The sequence below is a fragment of the Microbacterium esteraromaticum genome, assembly GCF_016907315.1.
GTDB lineage: Bacteria > Actinomycetota > Actinomycetes > Actinomycetales > Microbacteriaceae > Microbacterium > Microbacterium esteraromaticum.
In genome coordinates, this window is the sequence record NZ_JAFBBS010000001.1 from 2,099,999 (window position 1) to 2,115,566 (window position 15,568).

Annotated in this window: 20 protein-coding genes; 12 read left to right on the forward strand and 8 right to left on the reverse strand. The window is 69.6% G+C overall.

Going from position 1 to position 15,568, the window contains the following annotated elements; all coding sequences use genetic code 11:
• Window positions 1-38: 38 nt before the first annotated feature.
• From JOE67_RS10080 to JOE67_RS10090, 3 genes are all read left to right on the forward strand, one after another.
• A complete protein-coding gene (locus JOE67_RS10080; RefSeq protein WP_101187959.1) occupies window positions 39-233 on the forward strand; it encodes a helix-turn-helix transcriptional regulator in 195 nt (64 codons plus the stop codon).
• Entirely contained in the window at window positions 220-654 is a 435-nt protein-coding gene (locus tag JOE67_RS10085) for a hypothetical protein (RefSeq protein ID WP_204975449.1), read from the forward strand. Before JOE67_RS10080 ends, JOE67_RS10085 begins: the two co-directional genes overlap by 14 nt.
• Before the next feature lie 94 nt (window positions 655-748).
• Entirely contained in the window at window positions 749-1,222 is a 474-nt protein-coding gene (locus JOE67_RS10090) for a GNAT family N-acetyltransferase (RefSeq protein WP_338041568.1), read from the forward strand.
• A 43-nt stretch (window positions 1,223-1,265) separates the two neighbouring features.
• On the opposite strand, the gene purD is transcribed toward JOE67_RS10090, so the two are convergent.
• Window positions 1,266-2,543, reverse strand: a complete 1,278-nt coding sequence (gene purD / locus JOE67_RS10095) for a phosphoribosylamine--glycine ligase (RefSeq protein WP_204975451.1) — start codon at window positions 2,541-2,543, stop codon at window positions 1,266-1,268.
• 32 nt (window positions 2,544-2,575) lie between these two features.
• Entirely contained in the window at window positions 2,576-3,256 is a 681-nt protein-coding gene (locus tag JOE67_RS10100) for an NUDIX hydrolase (protein WP_204975452.1), read from the reverse strand.
• 124 nt (window positions 3,257-3,380) lie between these two features.
• On the opposite strand from JOE67_RS10100, the gene JOE67_RS10105 reads away from it, so the two are divergent.
• The 3 genes from JOE67_RS10105 to JOE67_RS10115 are packed head-to-tail and all read left to right on the forward strand — an operon-like array spanning window position 3,381 to window position 4,582.
• Window positions 3,381-3,737 (forward strand): sterol carrier family protein, encoded by a 357-nt coding sequence (locus JOE67_RS10105; RefSeq protein ID WP_204975453.1) that lies wholly within the window; start codon window positions 3,381-3,383, stop codon window positions 3,735-3,737.
• A gap of 22 nt (window positions 3,738-3,759) precedes the next feature.
• Window positions 3,760-4,215: a hypothetical protein gene (locus JOE67_RS10110; protein ID WP_204975454.1), complete on the forward strand. Its 456-nt coding sequence runs from the start codon at window positions 3,760-3,762 to the stop codon at window positions 4,213-4,215.
• A gap of 40 nt (window positions 4,216-4,255) precedes the next feature.
• Window positions 4,256-4,582 carry a potassium transporter Trk gene (locus tag JOE67_RS10115; protein ID WP_204975455.1) on the forward strand — a complete coding sequence of 109 codons (327 nt, stop codon included), beginning with the start codon at window positions 4,256-4,258 and terminating at the stop codon, window positions 4,580-4,582.
• Here the strand turns inward: JOE67_RS10115 and JOE67_RS10120 are convergent.
• Window positions 4,579-5,178 (reverse strand): zinc-binding alcohol dehydrogenase, encoded by a 600-nt coding sequence (locus JOE67_RS10120; RefSeq protein WP_204975456.1) that lies wholly within the window; start codon window positions 5,176-5,178, stop codon window positions 4,579-4,581. The two genes, JOE67_RS10115 and JOE67_RS10120, sit on opposite strands and share 4 nt — an antisense overlap.
• An 85-nt stretch (window positions 5,179-5,263) precedes the next feature.
• On the reverse strand, window positions 5,264-5,596 hold the full coding sequence (locus JOE67_RS10125; RefSeq protein WP_204975457.1) for a hypothetical protein: 333 nt from the start codon (window positions 5,594-5,596) through the stop codon (window positions 5,264-5,266).
• A gap of 233 nt (window positions 5,597-5,829) precedes the next feature.
• Here JOE67_RS10125 and purM point away from each other — a divergent pair, with 233 nt between their 5' ends.
• The 3 genes from purM to JOE67_RS10140 are packed head-to-tail and all read left to right on the forward strand — an operon-like array spanning window position 5,830 to window position 9,713.
• Entirely contained in the window at window positions 5,830-6,945 is a 1,116-nt protein-coding gene (gene purM, locus JOE67_RS10130) for a phosphoribosylformylglycinamidine cyclo-ligase (protein ID WP_204975458.1), read from the forward strand.
• Window positions 6,946-6,951: 6 nt separating this feature from the next.
• On the forward strand, window positions 6,952-8,418 hold the full coding sequence (purF, locus tag JOE67_RS10135; protein WP_204975459.1) for an amidophosphoribosyltransferase: 1,467 nt from the start codon (window positions 6,952-6,954) through the stop codon (window positions 8,416-8,418).
• Window positions 8,415-9,713: an MFS transporter gene (locus JOE67_RS10140; RefSeq protein WP_204975460.1), complete on the forward strand. Its 1,299-nt coding sequence runs from the start codon at window positions 8,415-8,417 to the stop codon at window positions 9,711-9,713. The genes purF and JOE67_RS10140 overlap by 4 nt, the downstream gene beginning before the upstream one ends.
• Before the next feature lie 132 nt (window positions 9,714-9,845).
• On the opposite strand, the gene JOE67_RS10145 is transcribed toward JOE67_RS10140, so the two are convergent.
• Window positions 9,846-10,031 carry a DUF3073 domain-containing protein gene (locus JOE67_RS10145; RefSeq protein ID WP_204975461.1) on the reverse strand — a complete coding sequence of 62 codons (186 nt, stop codon included), beginning with the start codon at window positions 10,029-10,031 and terminating at the stop codon, window positions 9,846-9,848.
• A gap of 153 nt (window positions 10,032-10,184) precedes the next feature.
• Between JOE67_RS10145 and JOE67_RS10150 the strand changes: the two genes are divergently transcribed.
• Window positions 10,185-10,727, forward strand: coding sequence for a universal stress protein (locus JOE67_RS10150; RefSeq protein WP_204975462.1), 543 nt, complete (start codon window positions 10,185-10,187; stop codon window positions 10,725-10,727).
• Between the two features lie 67 nt (window positions 10,728-10,794).
• Window positions 10,795-11,976 (forward strand): MFS transporter, encoded by a 1,182-nt coding sequence (locus tag JOE67_RS10155; RefSeq protein WP_204975463.1) that lies wholly within the window; start codon window positions 10,795-10,797, stop codon window positions 11,974-11,976.
• A 52-nt stretch (window positions 11,977-12,028) separates the two neighbouring features.
• Here JOE67_RS10155 and JOE67_RS10160 read toward each other — a convergent pair whose 3' ends face one another.
• Together JOE67_RS10160 and JOE67_RS10165 are read right to left on the reverse strand one after the other, a co-directional pair.
• Window positions 12,029-12,664 carry a PadR family transcriptional regulator gene (locus JOE67_RS10160; protein ID WP_204975464.1) on the reverse strand — a complete coding sequence of 212 codons (636 nt, stop codon included), beginning with the start codon at window positions 12,662-12,664 and terminating at the stop codon, window positions 12,029-12,031.
• Entirely contained in the window at window positions 12,661-13,500 is an 840-nt protein-coding gene (locus tag JOE67_RS10165) for a DUF4097 family beta strand repeat-containing protein (protein ID WP_204975465.1), read from the reverse strand. The genes JOE67_RS10160 and JOE67_RS10165 overlap by 4 nt, the downstream gene beginning before the upstream one ends.
• A 167-nt stretch (window positions 13,501-13,667) precedes the next feature.
• On the opposite strand from JOE67_RS10165, the gene JOE67_RS10170 reads away from it, so the two are divergent.
• The gene (locus tag JOE67_RS10170) at window positions 13,668-14,438 is read left to right on the forward strand and encodes a MerR family transcriptional regulator (RefSeq protein ID WP_204975466.1); all 771 of its coding nucleotides are present in this window, start codon (window positions 13,668-13,670) and stop codon (window positions 14,436-14,438) included.
• A 46-nt stretch (window positions 14,439-14,484) separates the two neighbouring features.
• Here the strand turns inward: JOE67_RS10170 and JOE67_RS10175 are convergent, their stop codons facing one another.
• On the reverse strand, window positions 14,485-15,549 hold the full coding sequence (locus tag JOE67_RS10175; protein WP_204975467.1) for a glycoside hydrolase family 26 protein: 1,065 nt from the start codon (window positions 15,547-15,549) through the stop codon (window positions 14,485-14,487).
• Window positions 15,550-15,568 lie beyond the last annotated feature (19 nt).

The window sequence follows — 15,568 nt, forward strand, 5'->3', positions numbered from 1 at the left end:
GGCTTTACATGAGATCGCCGGTCGCCTACGTTTGAAGCGTGCAGAGCAGGGTCAAAGAGCTGAGAACCGAACGCGGTCTCTCGCAGCAGGCGCTCGCGACCGCCGTCGGCGTCTCGCGCCAGACCATCAACGCGATCGAGACCGGCCGCTACGACCCTTCCCTCGCGCTCGCCGTGCACCTGGCGCGGCACTTCGGCTCGACCGTTGAGGAGGTCTTCGATGTCGATGCATGATGATGCGGCCGCCGAACCCACGTCTCGCCGCTGGCCCATGTCACGCACCAACACGGTGCTCGTCGGCGTGTGCGCCGCGGGCGCGCTGGTGTGCTTCGTGCTCGGGCAGACCGTAGCGGCCGTCGCTCTGCTCGTCGGCGCGATCGGCGGCGGACTCGGCGCGGTCTTCGCCCGCAGGGGCAGCTCAGGCGACCTCGAACGGGTGAACGCCCTGGAGTACGCCGACGAGCGCGACCGCGTCGCAGCGACCAAGGGCCTTGCCGCCGTCGGAGTCGTCGCGCTCGTGCTCGGCACCGTGCAGCTCGTCGTGCACGCCGTCGTCGACACCGATCCGGTCTCGCGCTGGACTGCCATCGCGTTCTACTTCGCCCTGGTGATCAGCTGGCTCGTCGCGAACTGGTACTTCGTGCGCCGAGGCTGATACCGAATACCGCCCACCGGCGTGATCTGATGGAGCGATGACCATCGCGCTGGCCCGTCCCTCCCTGTCCCTGTTCGACTCATGGTCCGAGACCGTGGCTGAATTCGGAGATGCGCACATCGACGGCGCTGGTCTCGAGCGCGGGCAGTCGCATGATCGGGATGCCTGCGCCGCTCTCGTCGAGAAGGCCGAGCTGTACGCCGATGCGGAGGCGACGCTGCCCGACGGCCACGTCGGCTGCGACTACTTCTGGATCACCGACGACGGCGACGTCGTGGGGTTCATCGCCTTCCGTCGCGAGCTGAACGACTGGCTGCGCATGTACGGCGGGCACATCGGGTACTCGGTGCGTCCTTCGCGGCGCCGGCAGGGCATCGCCGGCGCGGCCCTGCGGCTCGTGCTCGACCGGGCCAGCGAGCAGGGCTACGACCGCGTCATGCTCACCTGCGACGACGGCAACGCCGGCTCGTACCGCACGATCGAGAGCGCGGGCGGCGAGCTCGAGGCGGTCATCGCCGGGCCTGACGCTCCGGACGAGCGGATGCGGCAGTACTGGATCGCCCTCTGATCTGACGCCGTCCCCGGTCCGCGCCGGTGACGCGCCGGTCGCGCTACTCGGCGACGCGCGCCGCGATGTCGTGACGATAGTGGGCGCCGTCGAGCGAGATGCGGCCGATCGCCTCATAGGCCCTGGCACGGGCATCCGCGAAGTCCGACCCCGTGGCGACGACGTTCATCACCCGACCGCCGGTCGCGATGAGTGATCCGCCAGGGGCGTCGGGAGCACCGGTCGCGGCGTGAACGATCGAGACGCCGTCGACGGATGCCGCATCGGCCAGTCCCTCGATCATGCGGCCGGTCTGCGGGGCCTCGGGGTAGCCCTCGCTGGCGAGCACGACGGTGATCGCGACATCGGATGAGAAATCGGGCTGCGGCTCATCTTCGAGCGTGCCGGATGCGGCGGCCAGCAGCAGGCGCGACAGGGGAGTGCGCAGTCGCGGCAGCACGACCTGGGTCTCGGGGTCGCCGAAGCGCGCGTTGAACTCGATCACCCGCACGCCCGCAGGAGTCAGGATGAGCCCCGCGTACAGCAGGCCGATGAAGGGAGTGCCCTCGGAGTCGAGCTGATGCACCACGGGCACGGCGACCGACTCCGTCACCTCGGCGACGAACGCCTCGACGCTGCCGAATTCGTCGGCGAGCCACGGCAGCGGCGAGTACGCGCCCATGCCGCCGGTGTTCGGTCCGCCGTCGCCGTCGAGCGCGCGCTTGAAGTCCTGCGCGGGGCTCAGCGCGCGCACGGTGTCGCCGTCGCTGAGGAAGAAGAGCGACACCTCGGGCCCCGTGAGGAACTCCTCGACGAGCACAGGACCGGAGGGCAGGTAGTGCTCGGCGTGCGCCAGCGCCTCGGCGCGATCGGCGGTGACGATGACGCCCTTGCCCGCGGCCAGGCCGTCGGCCTTCACGACGTGCGGAGCACCGAGCTCATCGAATGCGGCCTCGACCTCGGCGGTCGTCGCCGCGCGCACCGCGCGCCCGGTCGGCACACCCGCGGCATCCATGATCCGCTTCGCGAAGGCCTTCGAGCCCTCGAGCTGAGCGGCGGCCCGGCCAGGGCCGAACACCGGGATGCCTCGTTCGCGCAGCACGTCGGCGACACCGGCGACCAGAGGCGCTTCGGGGCCGACGACGACGAGGTCGATGGCGTGCTCGTTCGCGAAACCCGCGACCGCGGCGCCGTCGAGCTGATCGAGGTCGACGAGGGTGGCATCCTGCGCGATGCCGGCATTGCCGGGTGCGGCGAAGATCTCGTGATCGGCCTCTTCGGACCGCAGGGAGAGGATGATCGCGTGCTCGCGCGCGCCCGAGCCGAGGACGAGGATCTTCATGCCGCCAGCCTACCGGCGCGCCACGGCCGAGCTCAGACGATGACAGGCCGCTCGACCGCCGGGTCCCACGACTGCGACCAGCCTGTCGCGTCGAACAGCGCGTCGAGTACGCCGGCGGTGAAGCCCCACACGATCGTGCCGTCGATGTCGAACGCCGGGCCCTTGTAGGTGTACCCGTCGCGGCGCAGCACCGACGTGAACCGGTTGGCGGGGTCGACCAGCTGCGCGACCGGCACCCGGAAGACCTCGACCGTCTCGGCATGATCCACGGCCGCGACCCGCGAGGGTTCGCGCCACCAGCCGAGCACCGGGGTGACCAGGAAGTTGCTCACGGCGAGCGGGATCTCGGGCAGCGCCGCGAGCACTTCCACGCCATCCGGATCGAGCCCGGTCTCCTCCTGCGCTTCGCGCAGCGCGGTCGCGACGGTGTCGGCATCCTGCTCTTCGTAGCCGCCGCCGGGGAACGACACCTGACCCGGGTGCGACGACAGCGTGGCCGCTCGACGCTGCAGCAGCACGTCGAGGTCGGCCGACACGGTCTCGTCGTCGGATCGGGCCGGGATGCTGTCGAGCCGGCCGAACAGGATGAGCACCGATGCGGGCCACGGATCGTCGACCGACATCGGAAAGCGCGGCGTCCATTCGCCCGCGCGCTCTGCGGCGGCCAGCAACTCGGCGCGCGCGCCGCGCATCTCTTCAGCAGAACCAGTCATCGAATCAGAGCCTAGGCGCGCCGCCGTCACAACTCCGGAGAAATGTGGCGGATGTGCCGCGGAACAGGGGTTCTGGGCTCCTGCGCATCCGGACCTCCGGGCTTGTGACGCGTAACCTGGGGGCATGCCCGCCCGGAAGATCGACGTCGCCGATGGACGTGCCGCGCTCGCGAGCGTCGCCGCCAGTGAGGCAGCGCGTCCGGTGCTCGCCACCGCGGTGCGCTACCTGCTTCAGCTGCTCGACGAGAAGGCGCCGGGCAACAGCGTCGAGGTGCGTGTGCCGCCGTTCGGGGCAGTTCAGGTCGTGCAGGGCCCGCGGCACACCCGCGGCACCCCGCCCAACGTCGTCGAGATGGACGCCGCCACCTGGGTCGCGCTGGCCACGGGGGCGGAGCAGTGGGCGGATGCCCTGGCCGCCGGCCGCGTGATGGCATCGGGCACCCGTGCAGACCTCAGCGACCTGCTGCCACTGCGGCCATGACTGCGCACCTAGGGTGTGGATCATGAAGAAGACCTCGGCGGCAGTCGTCGTGGCGATCGCCGCACTCGCGCTGACCGGATGCAGTGCATCGCAGTCGACCGATGACGGTGCGGTGCAGCGGTGGCTGGAAGAACGTGCAGAGTCCACGGCTGGGGCCGCTCAGCTGTCGGGTCTGGCCGTGAAGCCGGACGATCAGCGCACTCTCGATGGGGCGATCGCCGCGGGCCAGGCCGTTCGCATCGACTTCGAGTCGCCGCAGGACGTCACCTCGGTGCAGTTCGAATGCTTCGGCGCCGAGACGATGGACGCCGGGGTCTACTACGAGAGCGGATCGGGCCAGGTCGGCACCGGCGCCACCGATGTCCGCTGCGCCGACGGTCCGATCACGATCGACGTCGGCAGGGAGCCGCTGAGCGCCATCGCCGCCGACGGAACCAACGCCGAGGGACTCGGCGCCTGGTCGGTGACCGTCCGCTGATCCCCGCGATCGCATAGGCGGAGCGTGGGACAATAGGAGCATGTCCCGCACACCCCGCCACTCCACGGTCGAAGCGACGATCCGTCCCGTGCCGCGCTACGGCGTGTTCATGGTGACAGGGGCCGTGCTGGGGATCATCGTCGCCGGCATCGTGACGCTGCTCGGATCGTACGAGCCGTCTCGCGTGCTCGGCGTCGTCTACCCTCCTGGCCAGGTCTTCGGGTTCGCGCTGCTGTGGACCGTGCCGATCGGCATCGCCCTCGGCGGCATGATCGCCGTGATGCTGGACCGTGCGGCGCGCAAGCACGCCCGCGTCGTTCGCGTCGAGCGCGAGCACGTCGTCGAGACCGACGACGAGCAGGGCTAGGCCAGCTCGGCGATCACCGGCCGCATCGCCGCGTCGAACGCGACCACGTCACGTCGCAAGCCGTCTGTGACGGCGACGCTCAGGGCGCCGATCCACCAGATGCCCCGCTGGGCGAACGGCAGCACCTGCACGTTCAGCTCGAACGAGTGCGCTCGGCGCCCGACCTCGCGCTCGAACTCCGCGATGGCGCTCGCGTAGGCGCGATAGGCGCCGCCCGATGAGCTGACCGAGTCGACGTAGCGGTTGTGCGCGCGCTGCGCGTAATGCAGCACGGTCTGCGCGTGCGGGATGATCGCGTCGCGCAGCTCTTCGGCGCCGGTGGTCGGCAGCGCGACGAGGGTGTCATAGCCGTCGACGAGGTCGAGCGGCACGTCCGAGCGGTGCGCGCGCGGCTCGACGGTCATGTCCCAGTACTCGCGCCACTGCTTCTCGAGTGCGTCGTCGACGTCTTCGGCGTCGGGCCGGCGCACCTCGAGGCCGCGCAGCGCGGGCAGGTCCTCAGGCGCCCGGATGCCCAGCAGCTGCCTGAGCGCAAGGGCGACCAGCACCGAGGTGCCGGCGTCTTCGCGGATCAGCCACTGCGGCTTGTCGACCATTGCCCCATCGTATGGTCAATATGCGACGGAGGCGCAGGTCTCACCGCAGTCTCGTCTGGTCGAGGAGAGAGCGGCAGCGGAGGTCTCAGCGGCGACGGGAGAGGATGCGGCGGCGCAGCCGCTCTCGGCTGCGTGACGGCGGGCGCGTGGCGTCGACCAGCGCCTGCCGGGCTGCGGCGAGGTTCGGGTAGCTGCCGATGCGGCGGCTGTGGCTGTCGTGCACCACGTGGGCGGCGTCGTCGACGGTCACGAAGCCGGCGAACTCGCCCCGGCTCGTCGCGACGAAGACGTCGTGGCCCGCCTGGCGCCAGGCCAGCTCTGCGGGTGCTTCAGCGGACGCGACGGCGGTCGCGGTGGGGTCGGTGTCGTGGTCGTGGATGGGCGCGCGGGAGCGCGCGGAACTGGCGGTACTGCTCATGATCTCTTGGTCTGTCTGCGGGCGGCATGCTGCCGCCTGTGGTTCGGCCGGGGCGCCGTGAACCGCATCGGTGCGGATCGGCCACTCATGCCCGGCCTGGATGTGTGCGCTGCGCCGGTGAGATACGGCGGAACTTCGCGCAACTATCCATAGTAGCAGATCGGGCGGAAGTGGCCCCGGACGGTCAGGAAACGGCGGGGTCGGCGGCTCCTGCGGGCCGGTAGGCTGTAGGCGTGGCAGACACCCCCACCAATCCCTATGCTCAGGCCGGCGTCGACACCGCTGCAGGCGATCTCGCTGTCGAACTCATGAAGGCATCGGTGCGCGCGACGCACGGGCCCGAGGTGCTCGGGGGTGTCGGCGGATTCGCGGGCATGTTCGACGCCAGCGCGCTGCTCGGCTACACGCGCCCGCTGCTCGCCAGCAGCACCGACGGAGTCGGCACGAAGGTGGCGATCGCACAGGCCATCGACAAGCACGACACGATCGGTCAGGATCTGGTCGGCATGGTCGTCGACGACATCGTGGTGGTCGGCGCGAAGCCGCTGTTCATGACCGACTACATCGCGTGCGGCAAGGTCGTGCCGGAGCGCATCGCCGACATCGTGCGCGGCATCGCCGAGGCCTGCGCGGCGACTGGCACCGCGCTCGTCGGCGGCGAGACGGCCGAGCATCCAGGGCTGCTCGGCCCGCGTGACTACGACGTCGCGGGTGCCGCGACGGGAGTGGTCGAGGCGGATGCCCTGCTCGGAGCGCATCTGGTGCAGGACGGCGACGCGGTGATCGCGCTCGGATCGAGTGGCCTGCACTCCAACGGCTACTCGCTCGTGCGCCACATCGTCGCGAACGCGGGCATCGGCTACGGCGACAACGCGGCCGACTTCGGCGCGACGTGGGGCGAGGCTCTGCTCGAGCCGACTCGCCTGTACACGACGCCGCTGCTCAAGCTGCTCGAGGCCGTGCCCAACGGCATCCACTCGCTGAGTCACGTGACCGGCGGAGGCATCGCCGCCAACCTCGCCCGGGTGCTGCCGCAGGGCAGCTGGGCCGAGGTCGACCGCTCGACATGGACTCCCAGCCCGGTCTTCCGGGTGCTGGCCGACATCGCCGGCACGCCGATCGTCGACACCGAGGGCACGTGGAACCTGGGCATCGGATTCCTCGCGGTGGTCGCCGCGGGGCAGAAGGATGCCGCGATCGCCGCCATCGGCGCGCAGGGCATCGCCGCCTGGCAGGTCGCGACGGTGCGCACCGGGGCTCGACCCGACGGCGAGTTCGAAGAGGGCGCCAAGGGCGTCGACGGCGGAGCAGTGCGCCTGGTCGGCGCATACGCGGACGGAGCGAAGTAAACACCCATGTGCGGCATCGTCGGAATGGTCGGCAACGGACCGGTCAACCAGGACATCTACGACGCGCTCCTGCTGCTGCAGCATCGCGGGCAGGACGCCACGGGCATCGCGACCGCGGAGCCGAACGGCGTCATGCACATGGCCAAGGCCGAGGGCATGGTGCGCGAGGCGTTCCGCACCCGCGACATGCGCGCACTGCTCGGCAAGATCGGCCTCGGTCATGTGCGCTACGCGACCAAGGGCACGGCATCCAGCGAAGAAGAGATGCAGCCCTTCTACGTGAACGCCCCGTACGGCATCGTGCTGATCCACAACGGCAACCTCACGAACACGCGAGAGCTCACGGCAGACATGGCCGAGCGCTATCGCCGGCACCTGAACTCGTCGAGCGACACCGAGCTGCTGCTCAACGTGCTCGCGGGCGAGCTGCAGGCGACGACGTCTGCGGTCGATCTGGATCCCGACCGCATCTTCGACGCCGTCGCGCGCACCCACAACCGCATCGAGGGCGCCTACGCCGTGATCTCGATCATCGCCGGGCATGGTCTTCTCGCATTCCGCGACCCGTTCGGCATCCGCCCCCTCATCCTCGGTCGCCGTGCGGCGGCCCTGGAGGGCGGCCACGACGAGTGGGTCGTGACCAGCGAATCGCTCGTGCTCGAGAACGCCGACTACGAGATCGTGCGCGAGGTCGAACCGGGCGAGGCCGTGTTCATCTCTAACGAGGGCGAGCTGTTCACGCGTCAGTGCGCCGAGAATCCTCAGCTCGTGCCGTGCGCGTTCGAGTACGTGTACCTGGCCCGCCCCGACTCGATCATGAACGGCGTCTCGGTGTACGAATCGCGCCTGCGGATGGGCGACCGCCTCGCCGACACGATCGCGAAGCACGTGCCGCTCGACGAGATCGACGTCGTCATGCCGATCCCCGACTCGTCCCGGCCCTCGGCCATGCAGGTCGCCCGCAAGCTCGGCAAGGAGTATCGCGAGGGCTTCTACAAGAATCGCTACGTCGGTCGCACGTTCATCATGCCCGGACAGGCGGTGCGCAAGAAGAGCGTGCGTCAGAAGCTCAACGCGATGTCCGCGGAGTTCCGTGGCAAGAACGTGCTGCTCATCGACGACTCGATCGTGCGCGGCACGACGAGCAAGCAGATCATCCAGATGGCGCGCGACGCGGGCGCCACGTCGGTCATCTTCGCCTCGGCAGCACCTCCGGTGCGTCACCCGCACGTGTACGGCATCAACATGCCGTCGCGCCAGGAGCTCATCGCCCACGACCGCACGATCCCCGAGATCTCCGAGGTGCTGGGGGCCGACCGCATCGTCTACCAGGAGGTCGAAGACCTCAAGGCGGCGATCATCGAGGGCTCGGAGCTGACCGACCTCGACATGAGCTGCTTCGACGGGCGGTACGTCACCGGCACCGTGACCGACGAGTACCTCACCTGGGTCGAGCAGTCCCAGTCGTCGTGAGCGCGCCGCTGCCGCTGTGGCGCGGCCGGGTGCTGGCGGTTCTCGGCATCCTGCTCTGCGCGTTCTCGCTGCGTTCGGCGGTCGCCTCGCTCTCACCCGTCGTCGATCTGATCGGCGAGGACTTCGCGGTCTCTTCGGCGGTGCTCGGCGTGATCGGCACGCTTCCGCCCGCCTGTTTCGCGGTGTTCGGCATCCTCACCCCCATGCTCGAGCGGATGCTGGGGATCGAACGGCTGACGGTGATCGCCCTCACGGCGATCACCGCGGGCCTCGTCGGTCGCGGCTTCGCCGCCGACTCGATCGGGCTGCTGATCGGCACCGCGGTGATCTTCGCCGGTGTGGGCATGGCGAACATCCTGCTGCCGCCGCTGGTGAAGAAGTACTTCGCCGACCGCATCGGCGTGATGATGACCGTCTACACGGCGACGATGGCGTTCTCGACCTTCGTTCCGCCGCTGGTCGCGGTGCCGGTGGCCGATGCCCTCGGCTGGCGCTTCTCGCTGGGGATGTGGGCCGCCTTCGCGCTCGCCGGCGTCGTCCCGTGGCTGGTGATGCTGTTCCGTCCGGGGCCGCCGACGCGTCCCGACGCGTCTGAGTCGTCGAGCCGCGTGCGGGAGACCGCATCCGACGCCCCCGTCTTCACCGCGACCGGTCCGATCGCCACCGCGCCCACGAACCGCCGGCTCTTCGCCCGCCTCGCGCGCATCCCGCTGGTCTGGGCGCTCGCCCTCACCTTCGCCACATCGTCGACCATGGCCTACGTCTCGTTCGCCTGGCTTCCGTCGATCATGATCGACACGGCGGGGGTCGATGCGGCGACGGCCGGATTCATGCTCTCGCTGTGGGCGTTCATCGGCTTCCCGGCCGGTCTGATCGTGCCGGTGCTGGTCGTGCGGTTCCAGGCGACGCGCCCGCTGTTCATCGTCGGCGTCGTGGGTGCGCTCGTGGGCCTGCTGGGACTGCTGCTCTTCCCCAGGCCCGAGCTTCTCTGGCTGTGGATGACGCTGTTCGGACTGATCGGCCTGGCGTTCCCACTCGCCCTGGTGCTCATCAGCATCCGCACCCGCACCCCTGAGAGCGCTGTGCTGCTGTCGAGCTTCGTGCAGAGCGCGGGGTATGTGCTCGCGGCGATCTTCCCGCTGCTCGTCGGTGTGCTCCACGACGCGACGGGTGGCTGGACGATCCCGATCATCGCGGTGGCCGCCGTGCTCGTGCTCACGTTCCCCGCTGGCATCATGGCAGGGCGCCGCGTCACCGTCGAAGACGAGTGGGAGCGACGGCACGGCCGCTGGTGAACGTCTCCGCGGCCGACGGGCGGGTCGCGGGACCGCAGCTCTTCTCAGGCGGCCGGGATCGTGCGCAGACAACGACGAAACCCTGGCCGACGCGGCGGATGCCGGTCGCCAGGGTTCGTGCGGAAGCGCAGATCAGGCTCGCTCGAGCTCGTCTTCGTCTTCGTCCTCGTACATGTCAGCCCACTTGTCGACGTACTGGTCTTCCGACGTCGGGTGACCGAGCTCACTCTCCAGTGCGGAGAAGTTCACGTCGGGACTGTACGACTTGAGTTCGCGGGCGATCTTGGTGTGCTTCGCCTTCTGACGGCCACGGCCCATGCGCGAGACCCCCTTTTACGAGTTCAGCAGCGGGCTTGTGCAGGGCCCGATGATATTCACGGCACCGGCCTGAAGCCGGTAAGAGTAGCATTCAGGATAGCACGCACGCCAGAGCATCCGGCCGTCCTGCGGCCGCCCTGCGGAAGGATCGACATGACGGATTCCACGCCCCGAGCAGCTGAAGAAGCGGCACAGAACGCGGCACTGCAGAAAGCGGTCATCGTCGGCTTGCAGCCAGGCCAGCCTCCGCACGTTCTCGACGAGGCCCTGCGTTACGCACGGCTGCTGAAAGCACCCCTCGTCGTCGTGCACGTCGACGTCACCCGCTTCGTCACCTACGAAGACCCTGACGGGTATGTGCACTCCGCGCCGATCGATCTCAACCTCGACGCGGGCGCCGCGGAGTTCGAAGACGTGCAGCGCGCGGCCGAGCAGGCCCTCGCCGACGTCGACGTGCCGTGGACGGCCAGACAGCTGGTCGGCGACCCGGCCCTCGCGATCAAGCAGCTGGCCGAGAAGCTCGACGCGCAGCTGATCGTCGTCGGCACCCGCAAGCGCGGTCTGGGCGAGTCGATCCGCGAGTTCTTCACCGGATCTGTGGCCGCGCGTCTCGCGCACCGTCAGCACCGCTCGGTGCTCGTCGTGCCTCAGGGCGAGTCGGTCCCCGACGACCAGAAGGACATCTGGACCGAATAGGTCGCGGCCTCGCTCCGGTGACTGAAACGGATTCGCGGGGGCAGACCTGAACGACTTCAATGGATGGGTGACACCGCCCTCTCGTCGCGCCTTCGCGCTCATGCTGGCCGCGCTGCTGCTGCTGGCCGTCAATCTGCGCCTCGCCGTGACGACCGCGTCGGTGCTGCTGCCGTTGCTGATCGACGAGGGGGCGCTGACACCGCAGGCGGCGATCGTCATCCCCGCACTGCCGACGGCCATGTTCGCCGTCGGCGGGGTGTTCACGCCGTGGCTGAGCCGGCGCATCGGCGCTGTGGCCGCGGTCACCTGGGCGATGGGTGCCGTCACGGTCGGGATGCTGGTGCGCTTCGTGCCCGATTCGATCGCGATCGTCGGCGGAACGGCGCTCGCGACGGCGGGCATAGCCGTCGTCAACGTGATGCTCCCCGCCCTCGTGAGGGCGACGAGCGGCAGCCGCATGCGATCGGTGACCACCGCGTACACGACGATGCTCTCCGGCTCGGCCGCGATCGGCGCCGCCGCCGGAGTGCCGGTCGCGCACCTGCTCGGGTCGGCCGCGCTGGGTCTGGGCGCGTGGTCGCTGTTCGCCGTGCTCGCTCTCGTGATGTGGGTGGTCGCAGCGCGGGGTCACGACGTCGACGGTGCGCTCGCACCACCGGTCTCACAGGCGCGCACGGCGCTGCCGCGGGGCACCTGGGCGCTCACCGGCTTCTTCGCCCTGCAGGCGCTGCTGGCGTTCGTCGTCATGGGATGGCTGCCGACCATCGCCGTCGAGACGGGTATCAGCCCGGCTCGCGCTGGTGTGCTGCTGGGCATCGTCATCATGGTCAGCATCCCCGCCGGTATCGCCGCGGTGAGCATGGCGCACACGCTGCGCGGCGTGCGCATCGGCGTCGTCGCCGTGTCGCTCGGCACGGCGGTCGGCGTGAGCGGGCTGTGGCTGGCGCCGACCCTCGCTCCCGAGCTGTGGAGCGTGCTGATGGGCGTCGGCATGGCGGCGTTCCCGTTGACCCTGGCGCTCATCGCGCGCGCAGGCAGCGGCGCGGCCGAGGCGACCAGGGTGTCTGGCGTCGCGCAGGGCGTCGGGTACGCGATCTCTACCGTCGGGCCGCTCGGCGCCGGCGCCTGGTACAGCTCGGGCGGCGAGTGGGGTCCGGTGCTGGTGGCGATGATCATCGGCGCGGTGCTGCAGGGCGTGGTCGGTCTGGTGCTGGCGTCCGCTCCCGCCGAACCGGCAGCGAACCGCTGACGTGACGATGCCCCTCCCGCCGTCGGCGGAAGGGGCATCGTCGGCGGTAGATCTACTGCTCGGTCGAGAGCGTGCTCAGCGCACGGGTGACGGCGCGGGCCGCGTCGTCCATCGCGTTCTCGAGCTCGGTGACGACCGAGGCAGGCAGCGACCCGCCCCGCGCGACATGGGTGCGCAGGTCGGTGCGCACCTGCGCACGGAAGGCGTTGATCGAGGCATCCGCCCGCTGCAGGTGCTCGCGGCTCGTGACCCGGTCATCGCTCATCCCGTCGAAGCGAGGACGCGACTTCGACGCGCGCTTCTCTTCGTCGGCAGCGGTGGCGAGGTCGGCGCGAAGGCTGCGCATGGCATCCTGAACGCTCTGCCGGACCTCGTTCGCGATCAGCCGCACCGAGTCGGCGAGGCCCTGCTCGATGCCGGCCAGGTCGCCCTCGCGGGAGGCGAGCTCGGCGCGTCCGGCGTCGGTTATGGCGTAGATGGTGGTGCGGCCGTCGACGGTCTTGGTGACCAGGCCCTCCTCCTCGAGCTTCGCCAGCCGCGGGTAGATGGTGCCCGCGCTGGGCGTGTACGTGCCGCCGGTGCGGTCGGTGAGCGCCTGGATGATGCCGTAGCCGTGCTGCGGCGCCTCGGCGAGCAGCGACAGCAGGTACAGGCGAAGGTCGCCGTGCGAGAAGACCGCGGGGCTCATGATTCCCACTCCGCGTCATCGGCGACCGACACCTGCGGACGACGCAGCACGGTGACGCCGCCGGAGACCGAGTTCGCGCGCACGTCGACGAAGCTGCCGGCGAGCTCGCCCACCTGACCGGTATAGCTGCTCGGACCGCCGCTCGAGCGCTCGATGCCGTCGACCGTCAGCCTGCCGCTCATGCTGCGCAGCACGTAGTTGGCGGGAAGCGTCTCGTCGAGGCGAATCGTCGTGCCGCCGGAGACGGTGTTGAGGTTCACGGTGTTGATGTCGCCGACAGCGTCGACGAGGATCGACCCCGAGACGGTGTCGACGGTCGCCTTGCGCATGCTGCCGGTCACGGCCACATCGCCCGAGACGCTGTTGGCGTTGAGCGAGCCGGTCAGACCGCGCACCTGCACGTCGCCCGAGACGGAGTTCGTCGTGAGGTCGCCGGTGATGCCGTCGGCGATCAGGTCGCCCGAGACGGTGTTGAGTTTGGCGTCGTTGCGGATGCCGGAGACGAGCGCGCCTGCGCTGACCACGCCCAGCGTGAGGGCGATGTCGCGGGGGACGGCGATGCTGATCTCGGCCTTGGGGCCGCCGGCGCCGAAGTTGCGGAACACGTCGAGGAAGTTGTCCCACCCGATCTGCGGGTGGTCGATTTCGACCTGTGCTCCGTCGGATTCGATGCGCAGGTCCTTGACGGTGACGCCGTGCACTTCGATGCGGATGCCGGGTTCGTCGTGAGCGATCACGTCGACCTGCCCGCCCACGAGCCCGACCTTGAGGCGGGCGGCGGATGCGATGTCGATGACGCGTTCCTCGCCCGGGGCGATGAGCCACTTCTCGGTCATGTCGTTCTCTCCTTGTCCGCGATATCGAGATATATCGCGTTGGACCGAGAATAACACGATATATCTCGAAGTGCACCCGAGAGATCGCTGAACGCCGCTTGACCTTGACGCAGCGTCAACTTCTACGGTGGAGACATCGACACAGATCCCCGTGAGAGGAGGAATGCATGGACTGGTCCATCCAGGAGATCGCCCGGCTCGCCGGAACGACGAGCCGAACACTGCGCCACTACGACGACATCGGGCTGCTCGCCCCGTCGCGCATCGCGCACAACGGCTATCGGCACTACGACCAGGCCGCGCTCGTGCGCCTGCAGCGCATCCTGCTGCTGCGCGAGCTCGGGCTCGGCCTTCCGCAGATCGCCGAGGTGCTCGAGCACACCCGATCAGAGGCATCCGCTCTCGAGACGCACCTCGCGTGGCTGCGGCAGGAGCAGCAGCGGATGCTGCGGCAGATCGCGTCGGTCGAGAGCACCATCACCGCATTGAGAGAAGGAGAAGAGATGATGGCCGAGAACATGTTCGACGGCTTCGACCACACCAGGTACAAGGAGGAGGTCGAGGAACGCTGGGGCAAGAAGGCATACGCCGACAGCGACCGCTGGTGGCGCGGCATGAGCGACGACGATCGCGCCGCCTGGCAGCAGCGCGTCGCCGAGCTCGGTGCCGACTGGGTCGCCGCCGCCGAGCGGGGCATCGACCCCGCATCCGACGAGGCGCAGGACATCGCCCGCCGTCACGTCGAATGGCTCACGGGCATTCCGGGCACCCCGGCATCCGCACCGGGTGGCGACGCGAAGGCGTACGTGATCGGGCTCGGCGAGATGTACGTCGCCGACCCGCGCTTCGGCGCCAACTACGCCACCGCCGAGGGTGGCACGGCGGGCGCCGAGTTCGTGCGCGACGCCCTGCGCGTCTACGCCGAAGCCCGCCTGTAAGACGCACAGCGGGGGCGGGAGATCTTCCCGCCCCCGCCGGCTCGTGTCAGGACGCCTCGTCGAACACCCGTCGGCCGACCTCGGTGTCGCTGAGCCGCCAGTCGGTCTCCTTCACGGTGTGGAAGAAGTTCACGAACGACGCTCCCGAGTCCCTGGCCCGGCGGATGAGCATCCGCGACCAGCCCTCCTGGGTGATCCAGTCGTCGGCGGTCGCCTCGTACGGCGGGTTCTCGGGCCACTCGAAGACCCACGAGCCCCACGCCGCGTACTGCGAGCCGCCCGCGCGGAACGATGCCGGGTCGTCCGGTGCGGATGCTGCCTCGGCGATGCCCCACGGCTTGCCTGCGGCCAGCTTCTTCAGGCGCACGACGGGGCCGTCCGCCCTGGTGAAGCCGAACACGTCCTCGGTGCTCTGCCATCCGGGCGACTGCGGGCGGGCTGTGCCCCAGTTGAAGCCGTCCAGCGCCAGTGCGTCGACATAGGCCGCGCCCGGGTAGTACGACTCGAACGGGTACGGGCCGGCGCCGTAGTTGAGCGGGTTCCACAGGAACACGAGGTTCGGGGCGATGGCCTGCTTGAGTGCGTACACGTGACGCCACATGTTGATGTAGTCGGTCGGCGTGGTCGTCGCCTTCTTGCCCGCCTTGCTCGACCACGGCCTGGTCGAGTCGTCCATCTCGGGCGCGAAGCGCACGATGATCTCGGCGTCCGCCGAGCGCGTCGCCGCATCCCGCAGCCACGCCTTCAGGTGCGCGTCATATGCGCCGGCGGCGATGCGGCGCGGCGCGAACTCGGGCTGCTGGTCGGCAGGACGGTTCCAATCCCACGGCTCCCACGCGATGAGCAGAGCGGATCCCCGGGCCGCTGCTGCATCCGCGTACGCGTGCGGGAAAGCGGGCGACTGGACGAAGTCGACATAGGTCGACAGCATCCCGTTCGGGCGGCCGAACGCCGCCTCCTCTGCCGCCATCGTTGTGAGATCATGCGATGCCCAGCCGAGCAGCATCTGCTGGTCGGCATCGCGGATGCTGGCTGGTGATGTCGCCTGCGCTGTCGCGGCACTCGCCGTCGACAGCGCCAGCGCGGCCGCGGTGATGAGCACCGCCGCCATTCGGGTACGACTGTATAGG